This window comes from Dechloromonas sp. CZR5, from assembly GCF_008711155.1.
Classification (GTDB): domain Bacteria; phylum Pseudomonadota; class Gammaproteobacteria; order Burkholderiales; family Rhodocyclaceae; genus Azonexus.
In genome coordinates this window covers 1-22,246 of sequence record NZ_VUYQ01000013.1, presented here as the reverse complement: position 1 = coordinate 22,246, position 22,246 = coordinate 1, and the positions used below count along the sequence as shown (strand labels likewise).

The 22,246-nt window shown below is 64.2% G+C and carries 19 protein-coding genes and 2 pseudogenes; all 21 read right to left on the bottom strand.

Annotated elements, in window-relative coordinates; genetic code table 11:
- Positions 1 to 40: 40 nt before the first annotated feature.
- Positions 41 to 1,432: a Re/Si-specific NAD(P)(+) transhydrogenase subunit beta gene (gene pntB / locus F1002_RS19845; protein WP_150430781.1), complete on the bottom strand. Its 1,392-nt coding sequence runs from the start codon at positions 1,430 to 1,432 to the stop codon at positions 41 to 43.
- 10 nt (positions 1,433 to 1,442) lie between these two features.
- Positions 1,443 to 2,996 carry a Re/Si-specific NAD(P)(+) transhydrogenase subunit alpha gene (locus F1002_RS19840; protein ID WP_370452211.1) on the bottom strand — a complete coding sequence of 518 codons (1,554 nt, stop codon included), beginning with the start codon at positions 2,994 to 2,996 and terminating at the stop codon, positions 1,443 to 1,445.
- 157 nt (positions 2,997 to 3,153) lie between these two features.
- Positions 3,154 to 4,578 (bottom strand): sigma-54 dependent transcriptional regulator, encoded by a 1,425-nt coding sequence (locus F1002_RS19835; RefSeq protein ID WP_223879705.1) that lies wholly within the window; start codon positions 4,576 to 4,578, stop codon positions 3,154 to 3,156.
- A 23-nt stretch (positions 4,579 to 4,601) separates the two neighbouring features.
- Positions 4,602 to 6,416 carry a hydrogenase maturation protein gene (locus tag F1002_RS19830; RefSeq protein ID WP_223879700.1) on the bottom strand — a complete coding sequence of 605 codons (1,815 nt, stop codon included), beginning with the start codon at positions 6,414 to 6,416 and terminating at the stop codon, positions 4,602 to 4,604.
- A pseudogene (locus F1002_RS19825) lies at positions 6,417 to 6,779 on the bottom strand (AIR synthase-related protein); the annotation flags it as partial.
- Positions 6,780 to 6,902: 123 nt separating this feature from the next.
- Positions 6,903 to 8,186, bottom strand: a complete 1,284-nt coding sequence (gene eno / locus F1002_RS19820) for a phosphopyruvate hydratase (RefSeq protein WP_150430778.1) — start codon at positions 8,184 to 8,186, stop codon at positions 6,903 to 6,905.
- A gap of 73 nt (positions 8,187 to 8,259) precedes the next feature.
- Positions 8,260 to 8,478 (bottom strand): annotated as a pseudogene (locus F1002_RS19815) (3-deoxy-8-phosphooctulonate synthase); the annotation flags it as partial.
- Between the two features lie 11 nt (positions 8,479 to 8,489).
- Positions 8,490 to 9,539, bottom strand: coding sequence for a hydrogenase expression/formation protein HypE (gene hypE, locus F1002_RS19810; protein WP_150430777.1), 1,050 nt, complete (start codon positions 9,537 to 9,539; stop codon positions 8,490 to 8,492).
- Positions 9,536 to 10,675, bottom strand: coding sequence for a hydrogenase formation protein HypD (hypD, locus tag F1002_RS19805; protein WP_150430776.1), 1,140 nt, complete (start codon positions 10,673 to 10,675; stop codon positions 9,536 to 9,538). Before hypD ends, hypE begins: the two co-directional genes overlap by 4 nt.
- Positions 10,672 to 10,908, bottom strand: a complete 237-nt coding sequence (locus F1002_RS19800; protein WP_150430775.1) for a HypC/HybG/HupF family hydrogenase formation chaperone — start codon at positions 10,906 to 10,908, stop codon at positions 10,672 to 10,674. Before F1002_RS19800 ends, hypD begins: the two co-directional genes overlap by 4 nt.
- A gap of 15 nt (positions 10,909 to 10,923) precedes the next feature.
- A complete protein-coding gene (gene hypF / locus F1002_RS19795) occupies positions 10,924 to 13,281 on the bottom strand; it encodes a carbamoyltransferase HypF (RefSeq protein WP_150430774.1) in 2,358 nt (785 codons plus the stop codon).
- A gap of 5 nt (positions 13,282 to 13,286) precedes the next feature.
- Positions 13,287 to 14,255 (bottom strand): hydrogenase nickel incorporation protein HypB, encoded by a 969-nt coding sequence (gene hypB, locus F1002_RS19790; RefSeq protein ID WP_150430773.1) that lies wholly within the window; start codon positions 14,253 to 14,255, stop codon positions 13,287 to 13,289.
- 45 nt (positions 14,256 to 14,300) lie between these two features.
- Positions 14,301 to 14,642, bottom strand: coding sequence for a hydrogenase maturation nickel metallochaperone HypA (gene hypA / locus F1002_RS19785; RefSeq protein ID WP_150430772.1), 342 nt, complete (start codon positions 14,640 to 14,642; stop codon positions 14,301 to 14,303).
- A 110-nt stretch (positions 14,643 to 14,752) separates the two neighbouring features.
- A complete protein-coding gene (locus F1002_RS19780; RefSeq protein ID WP_150430771.1) occupies positions 14,753 to 15,256 on the bottom strand; it encodes a Crp/Fnr family transcriptional regulator in 504 nt (167 codons plus the stop codon).
- Between the two features lie 22 nt (positions 15,257 to 15,278).
- Positions 15,279 to 15,749 (bottom strand): hydrogenase maturation protease, encoded by a 471-nt coding sequence (locus F1002_RS19775; RefSeq protein WP_191090485.1) that lies wholly within the window; start codon positions 15,747 to 15,749, stop codon positions 15,279 to 15,281.
- Positions 15,750 to 15,759: 10 nt separating this feature from the next.
- On the bottom strand, positions 15,760 to 17,226 hold the full coding sequence (locus F1002_RS19770) for a Ni/Fe hydrogenase subunit alpha (protein WP_150430769.1): 1,467 nt from the start codon (positions 17,224 to 17,226) through the stop codon (positions 15,760 to 15,762).
- A gap of 17 nt (positions 17,227 to 17,243) precedes the next feature.
- Positions 17,244 to 17,873, bottom strand: coding sequence for an NADP oxidoreductase (locus F1002_RS19765; RefSeq protein ID WP_191090484.1), 630 nt, complete (start codon positions 17,871 to 17,873; stop codon positions 17,244 to 17,246).
- A complete protein-coding gene (gene hoxU, locus F1002_RS19760; protein WP_150430768.1) occupies positions 17,870 to 18,574 on the bottom strand; it encodes a bidirectional NAD-reducing hydrogenase diaphorase subunit HoxU in 705 nt (234 codons plus the stop codon). Before hoxU ends, F1002_RS19765 begins: the two co-directional genes overlap by 4 nt.
- Entirely contained in the window at positions 18,571 to 20,379 is a 1,809-nt protein-coding gene (locus F1002_RS19755; protein ID WP_150430767.1) for an NAD(P)H-dependent oxidoreductase subunit E, read from the bottom strand. Before F1002_RS19755 ends, hoxU begins: the two co-directional genes overlap by 4 nt.
- A 189-nt stretch (positions 20,380 to 20,568) precedes the next feature.
- A complete protein-coding gene (locus tag F1002_RS19750; protein WP_150430766.1) occupies positions 20,569 to 21,309 on the bottom strand; it encodes an urease accessory protein in 741 nt (246 codons plus the stop codon).
- The gene (locus F1002_RS19745; RefSeq protein ID WP_370452207.1) at positions 21,306 to 21,671 is read right to left on the bottom strand and encodes a hypothetical protein; all 366 of its coding nucleotides are present in this window, start codon (positions 21,669 to 21,671) and stop codon (positions 21,306 to 21,308) included. The genes F1002_RS19750 and F1002_RS19745 overlap by 4 nt, the downstream gene beginning before the upstream one ends.
- Positions 21,672 to 22,246 lie beyond the last annotated feature (575 nt).

Below are 22,246 nucleotides of genomic sequence, written 5' to 3'. Positions count from 1 at the left end.
TATGCGCAAAGCGCTCCTTTAACGCAGGCCCGATGATCCACTACGCGTCGAGTTGTTTCAAGAGCGCATCGACCGTGCTTTTGGCATCGCCGAAGAGCATGTGCGTGTTGTCCTTGTAGAACAGGGGATTCTCGACGCCCGCGTAGCCGGTGGCCATGCTGCGCTTCGAGACCACCACCGTGCGCGCCTTCCACACCTCCAGCACCGGCATGCCGGCGATGGGGCTGTTGGGGTCTTCAAGCGCCCCCGGATTGACGATGTCGTTGGCGCCGATCACCAGCACCACGTCGGCGCTGGGAAAGTCGTGGTTGATCTCCTCCATTTCCAGCACGATGTCGTAGTGCACCTTCGCCTCCGCGAGGAGCACGTTCATGTGCCCGGGAAGCCGCCCCGCGACCGGGTGGATCGCAAAGCGCACATTGACCCCCTTGGCGCGAAGCTTCCGCGTGATCTCGCTGATGGTGCCCTGCGCCTGGGCGACCGCCATGCCATAGCCCGGCACGATGATGACCTCGGAGGCATCGCGCAGCATCCCCGCCACATCCTCCACGGAAGTGGCGACCACCTCGCCCCCGGCGTCCGCGGAAGCCGTGGACGTGCTGTTGCCAAAGCCCCCGAGGATCACGGCGAGGAACTTGCGGTTCATCGCACGGCACATGATGTAGGAAAGGATCGCACCACTGGAGCCGACGAGCGCCCCCGTGACGATCAGCAGATCGTTGCTCAGCATGAAGCCGGTGGCGGCCGCCGCCCAGCCCGAATAGCTGTTGAGCATGGACACCACCACCGGCATGTCGGCGCCGCCGATCGCCATCACCAGATGCACGCCGATGGCGAGCGCGATCGCCGTCATCGCAAGCAGCGGAATGAGCCCGGCCAGCATCGAATCGGCGGTGAGGACGAGGTAACCCAGCCCCACGCACACCAGCACGGCGGCAAGATTAAGCCAGTGCCGCGCGGGCAGCAGCAGCGGTTTGCCCCCGATCGTGCCCTGCAGTTTCCCGAAGGCGATCAGCGAGCCCGTAAAGGTAATGGCCCCGATGAACACGCCCAGATAGACCTCCACGTCATGGATCACCTTCTCCACACCTTCGAACGCGGTGTGGGGCGACACATAGCCGCCGATCCCCACCAGCACCGCGGCGAGGCCCACGAAGCTGTGGAGCACCGCCACAAGCTGGGGCATCTGGGTCATTTCCACGCGCTTGGCAAGGAACCACCCGACCGCGCCCCCCACCACCATGGCGCCGATGATGACGGGCAGCCCCGCCCCGCCGATGGCGAGCACCGTGGCGAGGATGGCGATCGCCATGCCGATGGCGCCATACAGGTTACCGCGGCGCGCGGTCTCGGGATGGCTCAGCCCCCCCAAGCCCAGAATGAACAGCACGCTCGCGCCCAGATAGGCCACCGCTCCCATTCCGTATGTCATGATGATCTCCTCAGGTGCGCTGGAACATTTTGAGCATGCGCCGGGTCACCAGAAAACCCCCGACGATGTTGATGGTGGCCACCAGCACGGCCAACCCCGCAAGCAGCGCGACCGACACGGTGGGGCTGCCGAGCTGCACGAGGGCACCGATCACGATGATGCCGCTGATCGCGTTGGTGACGCTCATGAGGGGCGTATGCAGCGCCGGGGTGACATTCCACACCACCTGGTAGCCGATGAAGATCGAAAGCACGAACACGGTGAAGTGTCCCATGAAGGCGGGGGGCGCCACCGCCCCCAAGGCGAGCAGCGCCGCGGCCCCGGTGAGCGCGATCACGAGCGATTTGAGTGCGCTCGGGCGCTGCGGCATGGCCTCGGCCGGCGCGGAGGCCATGGGCGCGGCGGCGGGCTTCGCCGGTGCGATGGCCTGCTTCTTGGGCGGGGGCGGGGGCCAGGTGACGGCGCCTTCGTGGGCGATGGTCGCCCCGCGGAACACGTCATCGTCCATGTTGATGACGATCTTCCCGTCCTTCGCCGGTGCGAGATCAGCGAGGAGGTGGCGGATGTTGGTGCCATAAAGCTGGCTCGACTGGGCGGCGAGCCGGCTCGGCAGATCCGTGTAGCCGATGAGGGTCACTCCATGGCGCACCACCACTTCCCCGGGTTGCGTGAGCTCACAGTTGCCGCCCTGTTCGGCCGCGAGATCCACGATCACGCTCCCTTCCGTCATGGAGGCGACCATCTCCGCGGTGATGAGCTTGGGGGCGGGCTTGCCCGGAATGAGCGCAGTGGTGATGATGATGTCCACCTCTTTCGCCTGCTCGGCAAACAGGGCCATCTCGGCGGCGATGAATTCCGCGCTCATCTGTTTGGCATAGCCGCCGGCGCCGCTTCCATCCTCGTCGAAGTCCAGCGCGAGGAATTCCGCCCCCATGCTCTCCACCTGCTGTTTCACCTCGGGACGGGTGTCGAAGGCGCGCACGATGGCGCCCATGGCGCGGACGGCCCCGATTGCGGCCAGGCCCGCCACGCCCGCACCGATCACAAGAACCTTCGCCGGCGGGACCTTGCCCGCGGCGGTGATCTGCCCGCTGAAAAAGCGGCCGAAATGCTGGGCCGCCTCCACCACCGCGCGGTAGCCGGCGATGTTGGCCATGGAGCTCAGCGCATCGAGCTTTTGCGCGCGGGAGATGCGCGGCACGCAGTCCATGGCGAGCACCGTGATACGCCGCGCGGCCAGCCGCTCCAGCAGCGCCTTGTTCTGCGCCGGCCAGAAAAAACTGATGAGGGTCGCCCCTTCGCGCAGCAGTTCCGCTTCCTCCACGCCCAGCGCCGGGTGGTGTTCGGGGCCGCGCACCTTGATCACGATGTCGGCCCCGGCCCACAGGGCACGGCTGTCCGCGACGATCTCCGCGCCCGCTTCGCGGTAGGCCTCATCGGCAAACGAGGCATCCGCCCCCGCGCCCGCCTCCACCGCCACGGCGAAGCCCAGCTTCGCAAGCTGGCGCACGTTCTCGGGAGTGGCTGCCACACGTTTTTCTCCCGCGTGAACCTCCTTGGGCATAGAAATCTTCATTGTCATAACTTTCCTCCTCCGGTCGGGGGCTCTGATTCAACACTGTGCTCCGCTACGCCGCATGGATCGGCCCAATGGTGGGCGAACTCAGGCGTGGCGAGTAAGGCTTGCGCGGCATGCGCCCGGCAGGCGTGAAAAAGTTGCATCATGCCGTCTCCAGTCCGTAGCGCGACAGCTTGGAGCGCAGGCCGACGCGCGACAGGCCCAGCTCCTGGGCGGCGCGGGTCTTGTTCCAGCGGTGACGGATCAGGGTCTCCTTCACCAGCCGCGCCTCCAGCGCCTCGAGCCGGTCCTTGAGGCTGCCGTCGAGGCCCGCCAGCAGGTGCAGCTCCTGCTCCTCTTCCTCGGCGGCAGCGCGCAGCACGCGGGGGTTGAGGTGCTCCGCCGAAAGGCGCGGACCGTCGGAAAGGGCCAGCATGCGCAGGATCTCGTTCTGCAGGTCGCGCACGTTGCCGGGCCAGCGGTAGGCTTTGAGGCATTCAATCACTTCCGCGCTGAACGAAGCACCTTCGAAACCGAATGCGCCGCTCGCGCCGTGGAGAAACTTGGTGGCGATGCGCGGAATGTCCATGGGCCGCTCGCGCAGCGCCGGCACCTGCAGGGTCACGGTGGCCAGGCGATAGTACAGATCCTCGCGGAAGCGGCCTTCGCGGACCTCCTGCTCCAGGTCGCGGTTGGTGGCGGCGATGACGCGCACATCCACCGACAGCGACTTGGAACTGCCCACCGGACGGATCTCGCCTTCCTGCAGGGCGCGCAGCAGCTTGACCTGAAACGCCGGTGAGGTCTCGCCGATCTCGTCGAGGAAGATGGTGCCGCCGTCGGCCTGCTGGAACAGGCCGATGCGGTCCTCATAGGCGCCGGTGAAGGAGCCGCGCTTGTGGCCGAACAGCTCGCTTTCCAGCAGCTGGTCGGGCACGGCGCCGCAGTTTTCCACCACGAACTGCCTCTCCGAGCGGCTGCTGGCGTAATGGATGGCGCGGGCCAGGAGTTCATTGCCGGTGCCGGATTCGCCGATCAGCAGCACCGAGATGCCGTGGGGTGCGACGCGGGCGATGAGCTCGCACACCTTGTTCATGGGTGAGTCCGGCGCCCGCACCAGCTCGGCGATGGCGAAGCGCTTCCTGGCCGTATCGCGCTTCGCCTCGACGCGCTTCTTCAGCACCGGCTCGCTGGTGCGCAGCTCCAGCACCAGGCGCTGGTTCTCGCTCTGCAGGCGGTACAGCTCGGCGGCGTTGCGCAGCGTGAGCAGCAGCAGCTCCGGCTGCCAGGGCTTGAGGATGTACTGGTAGATGCCGGCTTCATTGAAGCCGGCGATGACATCTTCCGAATCCGTGTAGCCGGAGATGATCATCCGTACCACGTCCGGCCACTGGCTGCGCACCTGCTTGAGGAACTCCACGCCGGACATGCCGGGCATGCGCTGGTCGCAGAGCAGGAGCTGCACGAAGTCGCGCTCCATGATTCTCCGCGCCTCCTCGGCGCTGGAGGCGGTGAGGACCTCGAATTCCTCTTCTAGCGCGCGGCGCAGGGCCTCCTGGGATCGCACCTCGTCATCCACCACCAGCACGGTGGGCAACCTGTTTTTTTTCCTCATGGCGTCACGCCCTTCACAGCAGCCTTGCATGTGCCCCCGCCGCTGCGCGGCAACCCCCCGAGGGGGTGAGTAACGGTCTTGGGGCGGCCCGGCGGTTGCTCTCCCCAGTCGAGCTCCCGGTGCACGGCCAGATGCCGAGGCGTCCACGAATGCGGTGTCCTCCGCACGAAATGACAGCGCGCGACGTGGTAACTGGGATCGAAGCCGTAGAAGTTGCGCCGCATGTGGGCCAGCTCCTCCTCGCGGTAGGCGGCCAGCGGCTTGGCAGCCTCGTCGCGCTCGCGCCGGGCGCGCTTGTCCTCAAGACGCTGCGCCAGGTCCGGCGCCGCGGCCAGCGCCTCGGCGCGGGTCACCACCTGCGCCGTGAAGGCTGACACGTCGCCGGACAGACAGGCGTCCACCACGCCCTCGCGGACCGCCTCGGCGGCGCCCAAAGGCAGGCGATTCTGCACGATGGCCCGGGCGCGCTCCATGCCCACGCGTTTGGGCAGCAGATAGGTCCAGTACTCGGAACCGTAGAGGTTGCCCATGTTCTTGTAGTGCGGATTGAGGATCACCGCCTCGCGCGCCCACACCTCGTCTGCCGCCAGCGCCAGGAAGGCGCCGCCGGCGCCGGCATTGCCGCGCAGCGCGGCGACGGTGAGCTGGCTGCCGGTCTCGATGACCGCCCGGGCCACATCGTCGATGGCGTTGATGTTGCGCCAGGACTCGTCCGCGGCGCTGTCCGCCGCCTCGATGAGATTGAGGTGGATGCCGTTGGACCAGAAGTCCGCGCCGCCCAGGAGCACGATGACCTTCGTGGGCCGGCTGCGCGCGAATTCGTAGGCTTCGAGCAGGTGCTGGCACTGCGCCGTACCCATGGCGCCGTTGTAGAAATCGACGTGCAGATAGCCGACACCGTTGGCCTCGTGGTAGCGCAGCGGGCTCCAGTCGTCCTCGTCCTCGCGCCACAGGGGTACGGCAGACTCTGGAAGATCCTTGGTTTCGTCAGCAAAGGCCAGGGCGGCGGGCAGTTTCAGCGCATCGTCACGGTCGGCGCGCTTCACATGGCCGAGCCACACCGCGCCGTCCACCGTGGCGCGCAGGACGGCGCCGTCACGCCGCCCCAGCAGCGCACCCGGCGCGCCGCGCAGGCGGTGCTCCACATGGGCGTCGAAGAGATGGCAGGGCACGCCGAACAGTTCGTCGCACACGCCGGGAAAGCCGTCCGCCGCGTGGAGCTTGCGCAGCACCTGCTCGGTGCTGTCGCACTGCCAGTCGATGCGGCGGTCTTCCTGCCTCATGAGCGGGCGCAGCCGGCCGCGCGCGCCTGGATTCGCGCAGTCCAGCGGGCGCGGGCGGAATGTGCCGGAACGGTAGTCGGCGTAGCGCCCGACCGCCGCCAGCACGGCGCGGGTCGCCGCCGTCGTCACCTCGTTGCGGTAGAGGCTGCCCTTCTTCGCCAGGCGCATGGGAAAAGTTTCAGCGGCCCAGATGTCGCCGGCATCCATCTCGCCGTTGGCCTGCAGCACCGTGACACCCCACTCGCCTTCGCCTTCCTGGATCGCCCAGTCCAGCGCCGAAGGCCCGCGATCGCCAACAATGCCCGGATGCACCACCAGACAGACGTGCTTGCGCCAGATGGATTCGGGTATCGCCCGGCGCAGATAGGGGGCCACGATGAGGTCCGGCCGGAACAGCGCCACGGCCTCCTCCGCCACGCTGTCGGCGATGTCGAACTCGATGGAGACCTCATGCCCGCGCCCTGTGAGCTCCACGTAGAGGCGCTGGGTGAGGCTGTTGAAGCTGTGGGTGAGGAAAAGTATTCGCATCTAGCAGATCCTGGGAAGTTGCTCGCCGGAGAGCCAATCGACGATGCGCCGTCCGCCGAAGCCGGTCTTCATTTGCACGAAGTGATGGGGATCCTCATGGACTTCATCGATGACGGCGGCGCGGGTACCCAGGGGATGGGCACGCATCACTTCCAGCAATCGATCTGCATCGTCCGGCCCGCAGATAGCAACGAGTTTGCCTTCGTTGGCGACGTAGAGTGGATCCAGGCCGAGGAACTCGCAGGCGGCCGCCACCTGCGGATTCACCGAAATCGCCGCCTCGTCCAGCAGCATGCCCACGCCGGCCTGCCTGGCGATCTCGTTCAGCGTGGTGGCCACGCTGCCGCGGGTAGGATCGCGCACCCGCGCCTCCTGCGAAGCCTGCGCCATGGACTTCAGCCAGTCGCCTTTACCCAGCCACAACGGGTATCGCACCAGGGCGATGATGGCGATGAGGCCGACCGTCAACCAGCGCATCGACTGTGCTTAGCGCAGGTTGTAGAAGGTTTCGCGGCCCGGATAGGACGCGGTATCACCCAGATATTGCTCGATGCGAATGAGCTGGTTGTACTTGGCGATACGGTCGGAACGCGACAGCGAACCGGTCTTGATCTGGCCGGCATTGAGGCCGACGGCGATGTCGGCGATGGTGCTGTCTTCGGTCTCGCCGGAACGATGCGAGATCACGGCGGTGTAGCCGGCGCGCTTGGCCATTTCGACGGCGGCGAATGTTTCGGACAGGGTACCGATCTGGTTGATCTTGATCAGGATCGAATTGGCTATGCCCTTCTTGATGCCATCCTTGAAGATCTTGGTGTTGGTGACGAAGACGTCGTCGCCGACGATCTGGACCTTGTCGCCGAGGCGGTCGGTGAGCAGCTTCCAGCCATCCCAGTCGGCTTCGGACATGCCGTCCTCGATCGAGACGATCGGGAACTGGTCGGCCAGGTTGGCCAGGTAATCGACGAACTGGGCCGAGGTCAGTTCCAGACCTTCACCAGCCAGGCGGTACTTGCCGTCCTTGTAGAACTCGGAAGCGGCGCAGTCGAGCGCCAGCAGCACATCCTGACCCGGCACGTAACCGGCCATTTCAATGGCTTCCATGATGACCCGGAGGGCTTCGGCGTGGCTGCCGAGGTTGGGGGCAAAGCCGCCTTCGTCGCCGACGGCGGTCGAGTGGCCCTTCTTGTTGAGCAGCTTCTTCAGCGCATGGAAGATTTCAGCGCCGCAACGCAGGGCTTCGCGGAAATTGGCAGCGCCGACCGGCATCACCATGAATTCCTGGATGTCCAGGCTGTTATTGGCGTGCTCGCCGCCGTTGATGATGTTCATCATCGGCACCGGCATCTGCATCGGGCCCATGCCGCCGAAGTAGCGGTAGAGCGGCAGGCCGGATTCTTCGGCAGCCGCCTTGGCGACGGCCATGGAGACAGCCAGGATGGCATTGGCGCCGAGGCGGGATTTGTTCTCGGTGCCGTCGAGATCGATCATGGTCTGGTCGATGAAGGCCTGCTCTTGGGCATCGAGACCGATGATGGCTTCGGAAATCTCGGTATTGATGTTCTCGACAGCCTGCAGCACGCCCTTGCCGAGGTAACGGCTGGCATCACCATCACGCAACTCGATGGCCTCGCGGGAGCCAGTGGAGGCGCCCGAAGGAACAGCCGCCCGCCCCATGACGCCGGACTCCAGCAGGACATCGGCTTCGACCGTGGGATTGCCCCGGGAATCAAGAATTTCACGGGCTACAACATCAACGATTGAACTCATGATTATTCCTTCTTGTCAGAATGTTAAATAGAAAACTTAAAGTTAATTATGGCTTTTTAAATCGGGCTTCGATTTACTTCAACTCTTCGAAACCGCTGGCCTTGACCGCCTTGTCGAGCGCCACCAAGCTGGCCAGGAGGTTTTCCATGCGGTCCAGCGGCCAGCTGTTCGGACCATCCGACCAGGCCTTTTCAGGGCAGGGGTGGGTTTCCATGAACAGGCCGGAAATGCCGACGGCCACAGCGGCCCGCGCCAACACCGGAACGAACTCGCGTTGCCCGCCGGAAGTCGTACACAAGGAAGCTAGCAAATCCTGGGCAGTTGTTCCCCCGAGAGCCAATCGACGATGCGCCGCCCACCGAAACCGGTCTTCATCTGCACGAAATGATGGGGATCCTCATGGACTTCGCCGATGACGGCGGCGCGGATACCCAGGGGATGAGCGCGCATCACTTCCAGCAGCCGCTCCGCATCGCCCGGCGCGCAGACGGCGATGAGCTTGCCTTCGTTGGCCACGTACAGCGGATCGAGGCCGAGGAATTCGCAGGCGGCCGCCACCTGCGAATTCACGGGAATCGCCGCCTCGTCCAGCATCATGCCCACGCCGGCCTGCCTGGCGATCTCGTTCAGCGTGGTGGCGACGCCGCCGCGGGTGGGATCGCGCAGCACGTGGATGTCCGGCACCGCCATCACCATCGCCGCCACCAGCCCGTGCAGGGCCGCCGTGTCGGAGACGATCTCGGTGTCGAAGCGCAGGTTCTCCCGCTGCGACATGATGGCCATGCCGTGGTCGCCGATGGTGCCGGAGACGATGATGCGGTCGCCCGGCCGCGCCCGCTCGCCGCTGATGTTCACGCCCTCGGGCACCACGCCGACGCTGGTGGTGGTGATGAAAACACCGTCGCCCTTGCCCTGCTCCACCACCTTGGTATCGCCGGTGATGATGGGCACCCGCGCCTCCTGCGAAGCCAATGCCATGGAGTCCACGATGCGCCGCAGGTCCGCCAGGGGAAATCCCTCCTCGATGACGAAGCTGGCGGAGAGGTAGAGCGGCCGCGCGCCGGCCATCGCCACATCATTGATCGTGCCATGCACCGACAGGCAGCCGATGTCGCCGCCGGGGAAGAACAGCGGCGACACCACATGGGCATCGGTGGCCATCACCATGCGCCCGGTGGTGACGGCGAAGCAGGCCTGGTCGTTCAACTGCCGCAGCCACTCGTTGTCGAAGGCGCGCAGGAACAGTTCGTCGATCAGTTGCGCCATGGCCCGTCCGCCGCTGCCGTGGCTCATGTCGATGCGGCCGTGCTTGAAATCCAGCGGCCGGATGTAGCCCTTCTTCACTTCGCTCATGCCGCCACCACTTTGATATCCTTGAACCGCCCGTAGCTGTAATGCGCGGCACACGCCCCTTCGCTCGACACCATGCAGGAGCCCATCGGATTCTCCGGCGTGCACACCGTGGCGAAGAGCTTGCAGTCGGTGGGCTTCTTTACCCCGCGCAGGATGGCGCCGCATTCGCAGGCCTTGTTGTCCGGCACCGTGCGGTAGGCCAGCTCGAAGCGATGCTCGGCATCGAACAGGCGGTAGCGGGCGCGGATGCGCAGGGCGCTGTAGGGCACCTCGCCCAGGCCGCGCCATTCGAAGGAGCTGCGCAGGTCGAACATTTCCGACACCAGCGTCTGGGCCTTCTGGTTGCCGTCGCGGGTCACGGCGCGGGTGAATTCGTTCTCCACCTCGGTGCGGCCCTCGTTGACCTGGTTCACCAGCATGAGGATGGCCTGCATCACGTCGAGCGGCTCGAAGCCGGCGATCACCACCGGCTTGCGGTATTCCTCGGCAAAGAATTCGTAGGGCCGGCTGCCGATGACGGTGCTGACATGGGCCGGGCCGACGAAGCCGTCCAGCGGCACGGTGCCCAGCGCGCGCACCTCTGGCGATTCCAGGATGGTGATGATGGCCGAGGGTGTCAGCACGTGGTTGCACAGCACGCTGAAGTTGGTGACGCGCAGCGCCTCCGCCTGCTTGATCACCAGCGCCGTGGGCGGCGTGGTGGTCTCGAAGCCGATGGCGAAGAACACCACTTCGCGTTGCGGATTCTGCTGGGCGATGGTCAGCGCATCGGCGGCGGAGTAAACCATGCGGATGTCCGCCCCGCGCGCCTTGGCCTTGAGCAACGAAAGGCCCTCCGATGCCGGGATGCGCAGCGTGTCGCCGTAGGAGCAGAGGATCACGCCGCGCTCTAGCGCCAGCTTGATGGCCAGGTCGATGCGGCCGATGGGCAGCACGCACACCGGACAGCCGGGGCCGTGGATCATGCGCACGTTGGCGGGCAGCAGATCGGTGACGCCATAGCGCGAGATGGCGTGGGTGTGGCCGCCGCAGAACTCCATGAAGCTGTAGCTGCGCCCCGTGTCGGCTGCGCGGGCGATCTTCGCCGCCAAGGTGCGGGCCACCTCTCCATCGCGGAATTCGTCTACGTATTTCACGGCTGATCCTCCGTCTGCAGGGCGCCCATCTCGGCGAAAAGCTTCAGGGTGCGCTCCGCCTCATCTGGGTCGAGCTTGGTCAGCGCATAGCCGACATGGACGATGACGTAGTCGCCCACCGCCACGTCATCGACCAGCGACAGCGAGATATCCTTGCGCACGCCGCCCAGGTCGATGAGGGCCATGTCGTTGTCGAGTTTTTCCGCAATGCGTGCAGGTATGGCCAGGCACATAGTTCTACCCTCTCGTTAGTTTGACGCCCGCTGCAGCGCCACCCAGACCTGACCGAGGGCAATGCCTCCGTCATTGGGCGGTAGCTGGCGCGCTGTCAGCACGGTCAGTCCCCGCGCAGCCAGGCGCCGGCGCAGGTTGCGGGCGATGATGTGGTTAAGGAAACAGCCGCCGCCGAATACGACCGTACGCACGCCGGCGTCCTGGACGGCCGTGACGGTCCAGGCCTCCAGCGCCGCCACCAGGGTGGCGTGGAACTGTGCCGCGCCGCGCGCGGCATTCGTTTTGGCGGACAGCGCATCGAGCAGCGGCAGCAGGTCCAGGGTGTTGCCCGCATCGATGCGCCAGGCATCGTGCAGCGCCAGCGCGTCGCCAAAGCCCTCGGCCAGCCCTTCCAGCAGCATCGCCGCCTGCCCCTCGTAGGCCATGATTTCCCGCGCGCCCAGCAGGCCGGCGGCGGCGTCGAACCAGCGGCCCATGCTGGAGGTGAGGGGCGCGTTGAGCCGCTGGGCCAGCATGCGGTTCACCATCGGTGCCCCCGGCTGCTGCGGGAAGCGCGCTTCGATCTCCTCGCCCCGGCCCATCGCATGCAGCGCGGCGGCGGCCATGCGCCAGGGCTCGCGCGCGGCGCGATCGCCGCCGGGCAGCGGCAGCTCGCGCAAATGACCGAGGCGTTGGCAGCGGGCGCCGTCCACGTATAGCAGTTCGCCGCCCCACGCTTGCCCGTCGTCGCCCAGGCCGACGCCGTCCAGCGCCAGGCCGATGGCGGGTTCGTCCGCGCCGTGCTCGGCCAGTACCGCCGCAATGTGGGCATGATGGTGCTGCACGGCTACGGCGGGCACGCCCCATTGCGCCGCCAACTCCGCTGCGTGGCGCGTGCTGAAGAAGTCCGGATGCAGGTCGTGGGCGACGAGCTGCGGCCGGATCTCCAGCACCCGCTGCAGATGGGCCACCGCCTCGATCAGGGCCTCACAGGTGGCGGCGTTGTCGAGATCGCCCACATGCTGGGAGACGAAGGCCTCGTCGCCGCGTGTCAGGCACACCGTGTTCTTGAAGTAGCCCCCCAGCGCCAGCACCGACGGGCCCCTGCGCGCCAGCTTGATGGCCCGCGGCGTGTAACCCCGCGCGCGGCGAATGAACTGATAGCGAGGAATGGATTCGTTATCGCCCCTCACCACCGAATCATCACAGCGCACCAGGATCTCGCGATCGTGGAGCAGGAAGGCGTCGGCGATGCCGCCGAGGCGCTGCAGCGCCTTGTCGTTGCCGGTAACCAAGGGCTCGCCGCCGGGGTTGGCGCTGGTCATCACCAGCACCAGCGGCTGCTGCTGGGCCAGCCAGGCTACCCCGTCGGGGCGGCCGGCGGCCTCGTGGAACAGCAGATACTGGAGCGGCGTGTAGGGCAGCATGACGCCCAGCCAGGCCAGTCCCGGCGCCACGCCCGCGAACCGCCCATCGACGCCGCAGCCCTTGCGCAGCAGCACGATGGGCCGCTCCGGCGCCGTGAGCAGGGCCGCTTCGCCGCTGCCGATGTCGCCCCACTGCGCCGCCGTCGCCAGATTGGCGACCATGACGGCAAAGGGCTTCTCCTCGCGCTGCTTGCGGCTGCGCACCCGCGCCACCGCGTCGGCATTGCGCGCGTCACAGGCGAGATGGAAGCCCCCAAGGCCCTTGATAGCGACGATCTCGCCGCGCCGCAGGCGCACCACCGTCTCGGCGATCGGATCAACGTCCTCCACCGGCATGCCCTTGGCATCGAGCAGCGCCAAGCTGGGGCCGCAGTCCGGACAGGCGTTGGGCTCGGCGTGGAAGCGGCGATGCTCGGGTGCGCGGTACTCGTCGAGACAGGGCGGGCACTGGGGGAACAGCGCCATGCTGGTGGTGGCGCGATCGTAGGGCAGCGCCCGCGTCAGGGTGTAGCGCGGGCCGCACTGGGTGCAGTTGATGAAGGCGTAGCGGTAGCGCCGGTCCGCGGGGTCGAACAGCTCCGCCAGGCAGTCGGGGCATACGGCGGTGTCGTGGCCGATGGCGGTGTGCACGGCGGCATCGGAACGGCTGCTCTCGAGGATGGCAAAGCCGTCGGCGTCGGCCTGCACCGCGCAGCGTTCCTCACCGATCTCATCCACCCGCGCCAAGGGCGGCGCGTCCCGGCGCAGGCGCTCGCACAGCTCGGCAAGAACCGCGGCGCTACCCTGGGCCTCGATGTCCACGCCAGCGCCGTCGTTGCGCACCCAGCCGGCGAGGCCCAGCTCCCGCGCCAAGCGATAGACGAAGGGCCGGAAGCCCACGCCCTGCACGACGCCGCGCACGCCGATGCGGACGCGGACGGTGCGCGGGACGATGCGCGAATTGAGAGGACGGCGCGGCATCAGCATGGGCGCTACGCCTTGAGCGCCGCCAGTTGCGCTTCCAGCCCGGCGATGCGGCTACGCAGCAGCTCCATGCTCTGGCTGCGCCTGGCGGACTGGCCGGCCAGGCCATCGGCGATCCACGTCAGCCATGCGTCGAAGCCTTCACCGGTGGCGGACGAGGTCCGGATCACGAGCAGGCCCGGATTCACCCGCTTCGCATACTCGATGGCCCGCTCCACGTCGAAGGACAGGTGCGGCAGCAAGTCGCACTTGTTGAGCAGCATCAGGCTGGCGGCGCGGAACATGTCCGGATACTTGAGGGGCTTGTCTTCCCCCTCGGTGACCGAAAGAATCACCACCTTGTGGGCTTCGCCCAGGTCGAAGGCCGAAGGGCAAACCAGGTTGCCCACGTTCTCGATCAGCAGCACGCTCTCGTCCTCCGGCCCCAACTGCCCCAGCGCGTGGCCCACCATGTGGGCATCCAGATGGCAGCCCTTGCCGGTGTTGATCTGCAGCGCCCGCACGCCGGTGGCGCGGATGCGCTCGGCATCGAAGGAAGTCTGCTGGTCGCCTTCGATGACAGCCAGCCTGGAAGTGGACTTCAGCGCCTCGATGGTGCGCACCAGCAGAGTGGTCTTCCCGGAGCCGGGGCTGGAGACGAAGTTCAGCGCGAATACGCCGTGCTCGTCGAACCAGCGGCGGTTCTGCGCCGCGTAGGCATTGTTCTTGCTCAGGATGTCCTGCTCGATCTTCACCATGCGCGCCTGGCTCATGCCGGGAACATGGGCCCCGGCGGGTCCGTGACCGTAATGCAGGTGGTCGGTGCCGCGCACGGGGCGATAGGCAGGGCCGTGGTCGTGATGGTGATCGTGCTCGCCGTGATGATGATGGGCGTGGGCATGGACGGTGCCGTCGGCATGGACATGCTCGTCGGCATGCTCCAGCGCCTGGCCTTCGATGCGGGTTTCGCCGGCGGCGCAGCCACAGGTGGTGCACATGATCCTATCTCCTCGTATTCTATTCCGCGTGACTTCCGCGTTCCGTCACGCCACTTCCAGATCCAGGACGCGCATTTCCGTGCCGCCGGTGGGCTGCACCTGGTAGCCGCCGCACTGCGGGCAGGGATCGTACAGCGCTCCGATCGCCACCGTCTCGCTGCAGTGCAGGCACCAGCCGGCGCCCGGGGTGTCCACGATCTCCAGCCGCGCGCCGTCGGCCACACTACCGCGCACTACCGCCTCGAAGCAGAAGCGCAGCGCTTCCGGCTCGATGCTGGACAGCCGGCCGATCTCCAGCCGTACTGCCGTTACGCGGGAAAAACCGTCGCGCTGCGCCACGTCCTCGACGATCTGCAGCACACCCTCGGCCAGCGACATCTCATGCATGATCGGCTCCTGCCATGTCGGTCACGCGCTGAGATCCCACTCGACGGGACACACGTCGCTGGCGCTTGAGGGCTATGCTTTCTTGCATTTCAGCTGGATCCGGAGAGTGACTAACCCCGTCCCCTCCCCCCCGTCGCGATGTACTGTCGCAACTCCATCTCGTGTTCTCCCACAGTGGCAACCACGGTGTGGACACGCTTGATGACGGCACGCATGAAATTGAAGATGAGCGTCGGATGCTCCGTGATCAGCGGCTTGATGTCGTCCGCGTCGAAGCACAGAACCGCTGCTTCGCCCAGCGCGCGAGCCGATAACGTATGCGGGAGCTGGTCAATGAAACTTAACTCACCGGTCAGATCCCCTTTCTCAAGCACGTGCACGATGATCTCCTTGCCCACATTGTTTCTCTCCCTGACAAGGGCCAAACGACCCTCAGTCACGATATAGAAGCTGCGTGCCTCCTCCCCTTTCCGGTAGAGAAACTCATCACCCATGAGGCGGCGTTCACTAGCGACATGCTCCGCTAGGATGCCAGCGCCCTCCCGCCCGATATACTCGCCCAATGGGGCCTCATAAATCATCGTGGCGATCCTGTCGATTTCCTGCTCTTTCATCACGTTCTCCTTCTAACTGATTTCACACAAATTGACGCTCGGCCCGCTTCGATAGATGGGCGATCGCATCGTCCAGGTTATGCCCTGCCTGCGGTGTCAGCCCCATGCGGAGTTCCCACTCGTACCCCCGGATTGCCAGCACATAGACTTCCGGCAAGTGCTCAAAGCACCTCTGGCAGGTCGCCATGATCGACGGAATCGAGATCGCGTGCGACGTAAAGCTAAAGTCCATTCTCGGTTCCGCGCGCTCCAGGCTGAATGACGCCACCGACGCATCCTTCGTGGCATCGATGAACAACACCCTTCTCTTGCGGCTGATGAGGTCGGCATCCTCGAGATGAAGCTGATAATGCCTCTGGGTTTCCGCCTTCGAGCAGAGGGACTCCGCTTCCAACCGGTCGATGAAAGCCCAGCCCAGTCCGTCGTCCTGCCGGCCCACGTTGCCAATGCCGTAGATCAGCGTCGACGGATCATCGAAATCGGCAAGGGTCATGTAGGGAAACTCAGCGGGCGCGTTCATCGATCAGGTGCCCCGCCGCATCAAAGACCGAGACCACCAGCGGCATCTGCCCCAGTGCGTGTGTCGCGCAACTCAGGCATGGATCGTAGGCGCGAATACCCACCTCAATGGCATTCATCATACCCTCGGTGATTTCGCCCTGTCCGCCCAGGTAGTCCTCGGCGACGCTGCGCACCGTGCGATTCATGACCTGGTTGTTCTGGGTGGTGGAGACGACCAGGTTGGCAAAGGTGATGTTTCCCTGCTCGTCGGCACGATAATGGTGGAGCAAGCTGCCGCGTGGCGCTTCGACCACGCCGATGCCCTCACCTGTCCACGCGTTGGGGGGCGGTGTCAACACCAGCTGATCCTTCTGCAGGTCCGGGTCATGCAGCAGTTCCTTGATCACCTCCGCGGCGTGGAGGATCTCGATGGCCCGCGCCCAGTTGGTGTGCAGCGTCATGTTGTTCGCCCGCCTCTTGGTGTAGGCGTGGAAGCGTTCCAGCGCCTCCTGGGCGAGCGGCGTCGGCAGCGATTTCGTCACGTTCAGGCGGGCAAGCGGCCCGACGCGCACCGATCCCGCCTCCCTTCCCAGGTCCTTGAGGTAGGGGAACTTCATGTAGCTCCATTCCTCCACCGCTTCGGAGAAATGATCCAGGTAGTCGTGATAGTCGAATTCGCGGACGATGTTCTTGTTGTCGTCGACAATCCTTAGCCTGCCGTGGTAGTAGTCCACGTTGTCGTCGTCGCCGACCAGGCACATGCTGAGCGCGGGCACGTCCGCGAAACGATCGACCTGCGCCCGGTGTTTCTCATGGAATTCGTAGAACAGGTGCAGGCCATCCTGAGCGTAGTCGATGACCTGATCCATTGATGGAAGCCCTTCCTCCCCGTTCAGGAAACGGTCGCGCTCGGCAATGCTCAAGTTGTTGTTGACGCCGCCCGGTACCGAATTGATGCCATGCATCTTCTTGCCGAACACCGCCTTGATGACTTCCTGTCCCCACTTGCGCAGCATCACGACGCGCTTCACCAACTCGGGATTGGCCTCGACCAGGCCGAGCACGTTGCGCTGTTCGGGCGGTGCGTCCATGCCAAACAGCATTTCCGGCACGATCAGGTAGAAGTAGGCCGTCGTATGGGATTGGAGCATCTGCGCGAAGTGGCCGAGCCGGCGCATTTTCTCCGCCGTCGGGGTGACATTGATGCCCGACTTCAAGCCGACGCCGACCATGTCATCCAGCACCTTGGCCCCGCACAGGTGATGACTGACGAAACAGATGCCGCAGATGCGCTGCAGGAACATCGGCGCCTCCCAAAACGGATGGCCCTGAACGAACTTTTCGAAGCCCCGGAACTCCACGACGTGCAGTTTGGCGTCGACGACCTTGTTGTCGTCATCCAGGAGCACCGTCACCTTGCCGTGTCCCTCGATGCGGGTCACGGGGTCAATAACCAGTTTTCTGCTCATAACAAATCCTCCGTTGATCAATCGTAGCGATTGATCGAGCTCGGTAAATCGAATGGCCGACCATTCACCAGATCGTCCAGCACCTTGAAGATGGCATCTCCATCCGGCGGACAACCCGGGATGAAATAATCCATCTTGACCACCTCATGACAGGGGTAGACCTTGGTGGTGATCCTCGGGATATCGGGATGGAATGGAACGACGGCCTTGGCGCCCGGGACGGCAGTCGCCGAGTTGACATAAGCCTCTGCCAGACAATCTTTCAGCTCGACCACGTTGCGCATCGCCGGCACACCGCCCCACACCGCGCACGCCCCGACCGAAATCAGGATGTCGCAGTTTTCGCGGAAGTGCTCCAGCGTTTCGATGTTCTCCTCGTTCGCGACGCCGCCTTCCACGAAGCCGATCGCACAGCGCTCGGTGATTCTTTTGATATCGGTCAGCGACGAGCGCAGGATGGTGACCTTTTCCAGCAGCGGCAGGAGCCGCTCGTCCAGGTCGAGAAAGGACAGGGTACAGCCCCAACAGCCGCACAGACCGATCATGGCCACCTTGATCTTGCCTTCACGGTTTGCGGCCAGCGCTGGATCCATCGGCGTCGCAGGCAATTCGTGCGACGCAATCTCGTCTTTGTGGGGTGCTCTCATTTGTCTTCTCCTTCCAGCGCGCGTGCGCGCACCGACTGGATTTCATACTTGCGTCGTCCAATGGGATCGTCATAACCGACCCGTTTCTCGAGAATGGTGCCCACCGGGCAGATCGCAACCGCCTCTTTGACTTGCTCCGGCGGCATGGCGTTCGCCAATTCGACATCGATCTCGATGCGCGATTCGGGACCGCGATGGCTGATGCTGAAGATCTTCCTGCCGCTGGCCTTGTCGCGGATGAACTCGACACAGCGCTGACAGAAGATGCATCGATCGCGCTCGAGCCAGATCTTTTCGGATCCGTGGTCCACCACGCGGACCGGGAACCGGTACGGAAATCGCGAGACCATCATGTCCACCTCGTAGCCGACCGCCTGCAACTGGCAACGGCCGCTTTTCTCGCAACTCGGGCAGTTGTGGTTGCCTTCCGCAAACAGGAATTCGACCAGCGCCTTGCGCATGTCGACCAATTCGGGGTCATTGACCTCGACATTGAGACCCTTCGAAACCGGCACCGTACATGCCGCAGCGACATTGCCATTCACCCTGACCGAACACACCCGGCACGTGCCGAGACAGGGCTTGCCCTTCAGGTAGCACAGCGTCGGGATGTAAACGCCGTTCTCTGCGGCGACGTCCACCAGCGATCGTCCTTCCTCGGTCGTGACCGTCTTGCCGTCGATCGTGATTTGAATGCTCATCTTCTCACCTCCTCCAGTTCCTTCAGCGCCTTCTCATGCCCGCCCAAGGCGGCATCGAGGTCGAACGACGGTAGCAGCGGGCCTTCATGCTTCACCAGTTGGTCCTGATAGATCTCGGGAAACTTCTCCAGCGTCGTCAGGATGGGCTTGGGCGAGGTGGCCCCAAGGCCACAGCGACTAGTCCTCCGCACCAGCGCTCCCCAACGGACCATATCGTCCAGGTCCTTCTGGCAGGCTTTGCCGGCGATAACCCATTCGACCTTCCGGTGCAGATCAACGTTGCCGGCGCGACATGGCACACAAATGCCGCAGGACTCATCGACGAAGAACTGCATGTGGTCACGCACGATTTCCAGCAGGTCGCGCTTGCCGTTGAAAATGGTGAAGGCGCCATTGCAGGAAAGATCTTCGTACGCGAGCTTGCGCTCGCCGTCCTTTTCCACTGACACACATTCACCGGAAGGACCGCTGATCTGGACGGCCCGCGCATGCTGCGCGCCGACCATCGCCAGCACTTCGTTGAGGGTGACCCCCCATTCCACCTCGTAGATGCCAGGCTTGCTGCAATCGCCAGCCACGCTCAGCAGCCGGGTGCCGGCGGAGTCCGGCGTTCCCATCGCCCGGAACCAATCGGCGCCTTCCTCCATGATCCGCGACACGGCGGCAAAGGTCTCGACGTTGTTGACGCAGGTGGGCTTGCCCAGATACCCCTGCTGCACCGGGAAGGGAGGTTTCAGCCGTGGCGTACCCCGTTTCCCCTCGCAGGACTCGATGAGCGCCGATTCGTCGCCGCAGATATAAGCGCCGGCCCCCATTTGAATGCGGATATCGAAATCAAAGCCCGACCGGCCACCGATGGCACGCCCCAGCACCCCGTCCTCCCGGAGTTCCTGAAGCTGTCGCTCCAGATAATCCTTGAGGTAGAAGTATTCCGCCCGCAGATAGACGATACCCTTCCGGCTGCCGATCGCGTACGCGGCGATAGCCATTCCGACGAAAACATTCTTGGGAGCGCGTGTCAGGAGGACCCTATCCTTGAACGTGCCGGGCTCACCTTCGTCGGCGTTGCAGATTACATACTTGGTGTCACTCACGACACCTCGGCAAAGCCGCCACTTCAGCCCGGTTGAAAATCCGGCGCCACCGCGTCCACGCAGGCGGGATTCGTCGATCGTATCGATCACCTGTTCAGGCTTGAGCAGCAGGCATTGATCGAGCACGGCCTTGAAGTCCGTCCTGCCGCGAAAGAATACCGGCCCCTTGGTGCGGACGTTGGACTCGACCATGGCATCGACATAGGCGATGTCCTGACTGGGCAAACCGGCCGGGTTCGCGATCTCGGCCGGAGATCTCCCTTGTTTCAACTGCGCGATGATGTCTGTGATCTTTCCGGGTCGCAGACGGGTGAATACCACCCGGTCAATCAGCATCGCCGGTTCCTGATCGCTGAGTCCGATACAGGGGGTGTCGAACAGGCCAAACATCCCGTTCGGATCGGTCTCGCCGAAGCGAACCCCAGTCTCGTGTTCGATCGCCTCACGCACCGCCTGATAGCCGTTCATCTTGGCAATCACGGAATTGCACAAATAGATCCGATACTTTCCCGACGGCTTGTCGGGGAAGAAGTGGTAGAACGACGCCGTTTCGCGAATGTCCAGTGGGGACAGCTTCAACCCGGCCCCCAGTTGCGGCAGTACCGCATCGGGAATGTACCCGTACTCATGCTGAACATCCCAAAGCATGTCGATCAGCCGGGTTCTGTCTGAGCGGTAGCGCTCGAGTATTGTCGTTATGCGTCTATCCATGTTGCCTCCTCCTTAGTCATTTTCTCCCCTTGGTGCTTCACTTATCCTTTAACCAGGACGGGGAACGCCTGGCGAGCCGTTGCAGATAACTTAGACCGCGAATATGTCTCTGAAATTCCTGCGCAACTACCGCGGGATCAACCGGGCCACCACAAACCGTCAGTCGCGATCGCCATCCAGCCAAGGATACTAAACTCCAATCTCCTTGAAAAACGTTCCTATTATCATTGGATCCATGTTTTCGGTTATAATAATCCCCCCATATCCGATGGTGGCGAGCGCCACGATTCCTTGCGTGCAGCGGCGCAAGCGACTGAGCCTTCCGGCGGAAAGCCGCAGTGGCAGCGAGATGGCCACCGACAGCAATCCCATGCCCAGGATGGATCCCACGCCAAACACGAGTATGTATGCGAAGCCCCACTTGGGCGGGCCGACTCCTTCGAGGGCAATCATTACCAGCGCCGCAGAGCCGGCCAGGCCATGCACCATCCCCACCCCGACGGCTCGCAGCGGGAAATGCCCGCCAGCATGCTCGTGCCGCGCCGACTCATGCGGACCGCTTTCCCCTGCGTCTGAATGGGCATGGTGGTGCCGTGCGCCGCAAACGTGGAGGTGCGCGTGGGAATACACCCGCTCCCGCACCAGGCGCCGCAGCAGATCGACGCCGAGTACCACCAGAATGACGCCGACCAGCGCTTCCAGGCTATGTGCGGTCGCCTCGGATATGGCGGCACCGAGCAGCAGCACCGCACCGCCAAAAGCCAGTAAGGTAGCCGCATGACCGATTCCCCAAGCGACGCCATGTCGAAGTGCGCGGCCGAGATTGCACTCGCGCGCCACCAACGCCGCCACTGCTGCAAGATGATCAGCATCGAGTGCGTGCTGCGCGCCTGCAAGCAAACCAAGCACGAGGATCGCCTCGGCCGTCACGCCCGCGCGCCCATCGAGGCCTGCTGTCCGGAGTCAGCGAGAAACGGCCAACGTGCGCGGGTAAAGTACAGCAAAGCGGCCACATCCTTCTCTTTAAGCGGCCTGGACGCGGGCCGCGGCGAATTCGCCGCGCAATGCATCGATGATTGACTTATAGTCGGGCCAGCCGAAGATCGCGCTGCCGGCCACGAAGGTGTCGGCACCCGGTTAGCCACGCGGCGGATGTTATCGACCTTGATACCGCCGTCCACCTCAAGCCGTATGTCGCGGCCGCTGGCGTCGATATGCCTCCTGGCCTTCTCGACCTTGCGCAGCGTGCTGTCGGTGAAACTTTGCCCGCCGAAGCAGGGATTGACGCTCATGAGCACCTCCTCGCCCAGTCGGGCAAAGTCAGCGAAGAGGATGGACGGAGCGATAAAAACATGGATAGCCTCGCAGCGGGTTCTTGTCATCTGCCTGCATCATGCGGACAACCAGCCCGCGCTGCAGCCGGTTTTCGCCTTGTTGGTGGCACAACAGGCGTGCCCCCCCACGGCACTCCCGCGGCCTGATGCGAAACAGCCAACTGGGGTCGCCAACCCGGTTGGTGGCCGAGCGGCTGGTTGCGGAAGCCCTGTTCATGGAATACCTCATCGCAGATTGAGAAGTAGTTGCATTAACTGTATCTACTCGACAAAATTAGTAAATACATTAAAACTTAACAAATGGATAATAATTTACTTAAGTGTCGCAATCTGATGATCACCGCGGGATGGCGAGCAGCGACTACATCACCACCGCCACTCGAATTTGTGACAAGTCGAATCGTGAGCACGAAATTGAGCATACCCTCCCCCACCGCACGGTTAGCAAACGTCAGCCTCAGAGTTTGTGAATCTTTCGTTCGCAGAACCGATTAGACGCGCGAGCGGGGTTAACACCTTTTTGCTGGGCGCGA

What these genes read in the sequence shown, in the direction of transcription:
- pntB (WP_150430781.1), bottom strand. Translation starts at nt 1,432, where the DNA reads ATGACATACGGAATGGGAGCGGTGGCCTATCTGGGCGCGAGCGTGCTG.
- F1002_RS19840 (WP_370452211.1), bottom strand. Translation starts at nt 2,996, where the DNA reads ATGCCCAAGGAGGTTCACGCGGGAGAAAAACGTGTGGCAGCCACTCCC.
- F1002_RS19830 (WP_223879700.1), bottom strand. Translation starts at nt 6,416, where the DNA reads ATGCGAATACTTTTCCTCACCCACAGCTTCAACAGCCTCACCCAGCGC.
- eno (WP_150430778.1), bottom strand. Translation starts at nt 8,186, where the DNA reads ATGAGTTCAATCGTTGATGTTGTAGCCCGTGAAATTCTTGATTCCCGG.
- hypE (WP_150430777.1), bottom strand. Translation starts at nt 9,539, where the DNA reads ATGAGCGAAGTGAAGAAGGGCTACATCCGGCCGCTGGATTTCAAGCAC.
- F1002_RS19800 (WP_150430775.1), bottom strand. Translation starts at nt 10,908, where the DNA reads ATGTGCCTGGCCATACCTGCACGCATTGCGGAAAAACTCGACAACGAC.
- hypF (WP_150430774.1), bottom strand. Translation starts at nt 13,281, where the DNA reads ATGCTGATGCCGCGCCGTCCTCTCAATTCGCGCATCGTCCCGCGCACC.
- hypB (WP_150430773.1), bottom strand. Translation starts at nt 14,255, where the DNA reads ATGTGCACCACCTGTGGCTGCGCCGCCGGCGAAACCCGCATCGAAGGC.
- hypA (WP_150430772.1), bottom strand. Translation starts at nt 14,642, where the DNA reads ATGCATGAGATGTCGCTGGCCGAGGGTGTGCTGCAGATCGTCGAGGAC.
- F1002_RS19780 (WP_150430771.1), bottom strand. Translation starts at nt 15,256, where the DNA reads ATGAAAGAGCAGGAAATCGACAGGATCGCCACGATGATTTATGAGGCC.
- F1002_RS19775 (WP_191090485.1), bottom strand. Translation starts at nt 15,749, where the DNA reads ATGACCCTTGCCGATTTCGATGATCCGTCGACGCTGATCTACGGCATT.
- F1002_RS19770 (WP_150430769.1), bottom strand. Translation starts at nt 17,226, where the DNA reads ATGAGCAGAAAACTGGTTATTGACCCCGTGACCCGCATCGAGGGACAC.
- F1002_RS19765 (WP_191090484.1), bottom strand. Translation starts at nt 17,873, where the DNA reads ATGAGAGCACCCCACAAAGACGAGATTGCGTCGCACGAATTGCCTGCG.
- hoxU (WP_150430768.1), bottom strand. Translation starts at nt 18,574, where the DNA reads ATGAGCATTCAAATCACGATCGACGGCAAGACGGTCACGACCGAGGAA.
- F1002_RS19755 (WP_150430767.1), bottom strand. Translation starts at nt 20,379, where the DNA reads ATGGATAGACGCATAACGACAATACTCGAGCGCTACCGCTCAGACAGA.
- F1002_RS19745 (WP_370452207.1), bottom strand. Translation starts at nt 21,671, where the DNA reads ATGAGCGTCAATCCCTGCTTCGGCGGGCAAAGTTTCACCGACAGCACG.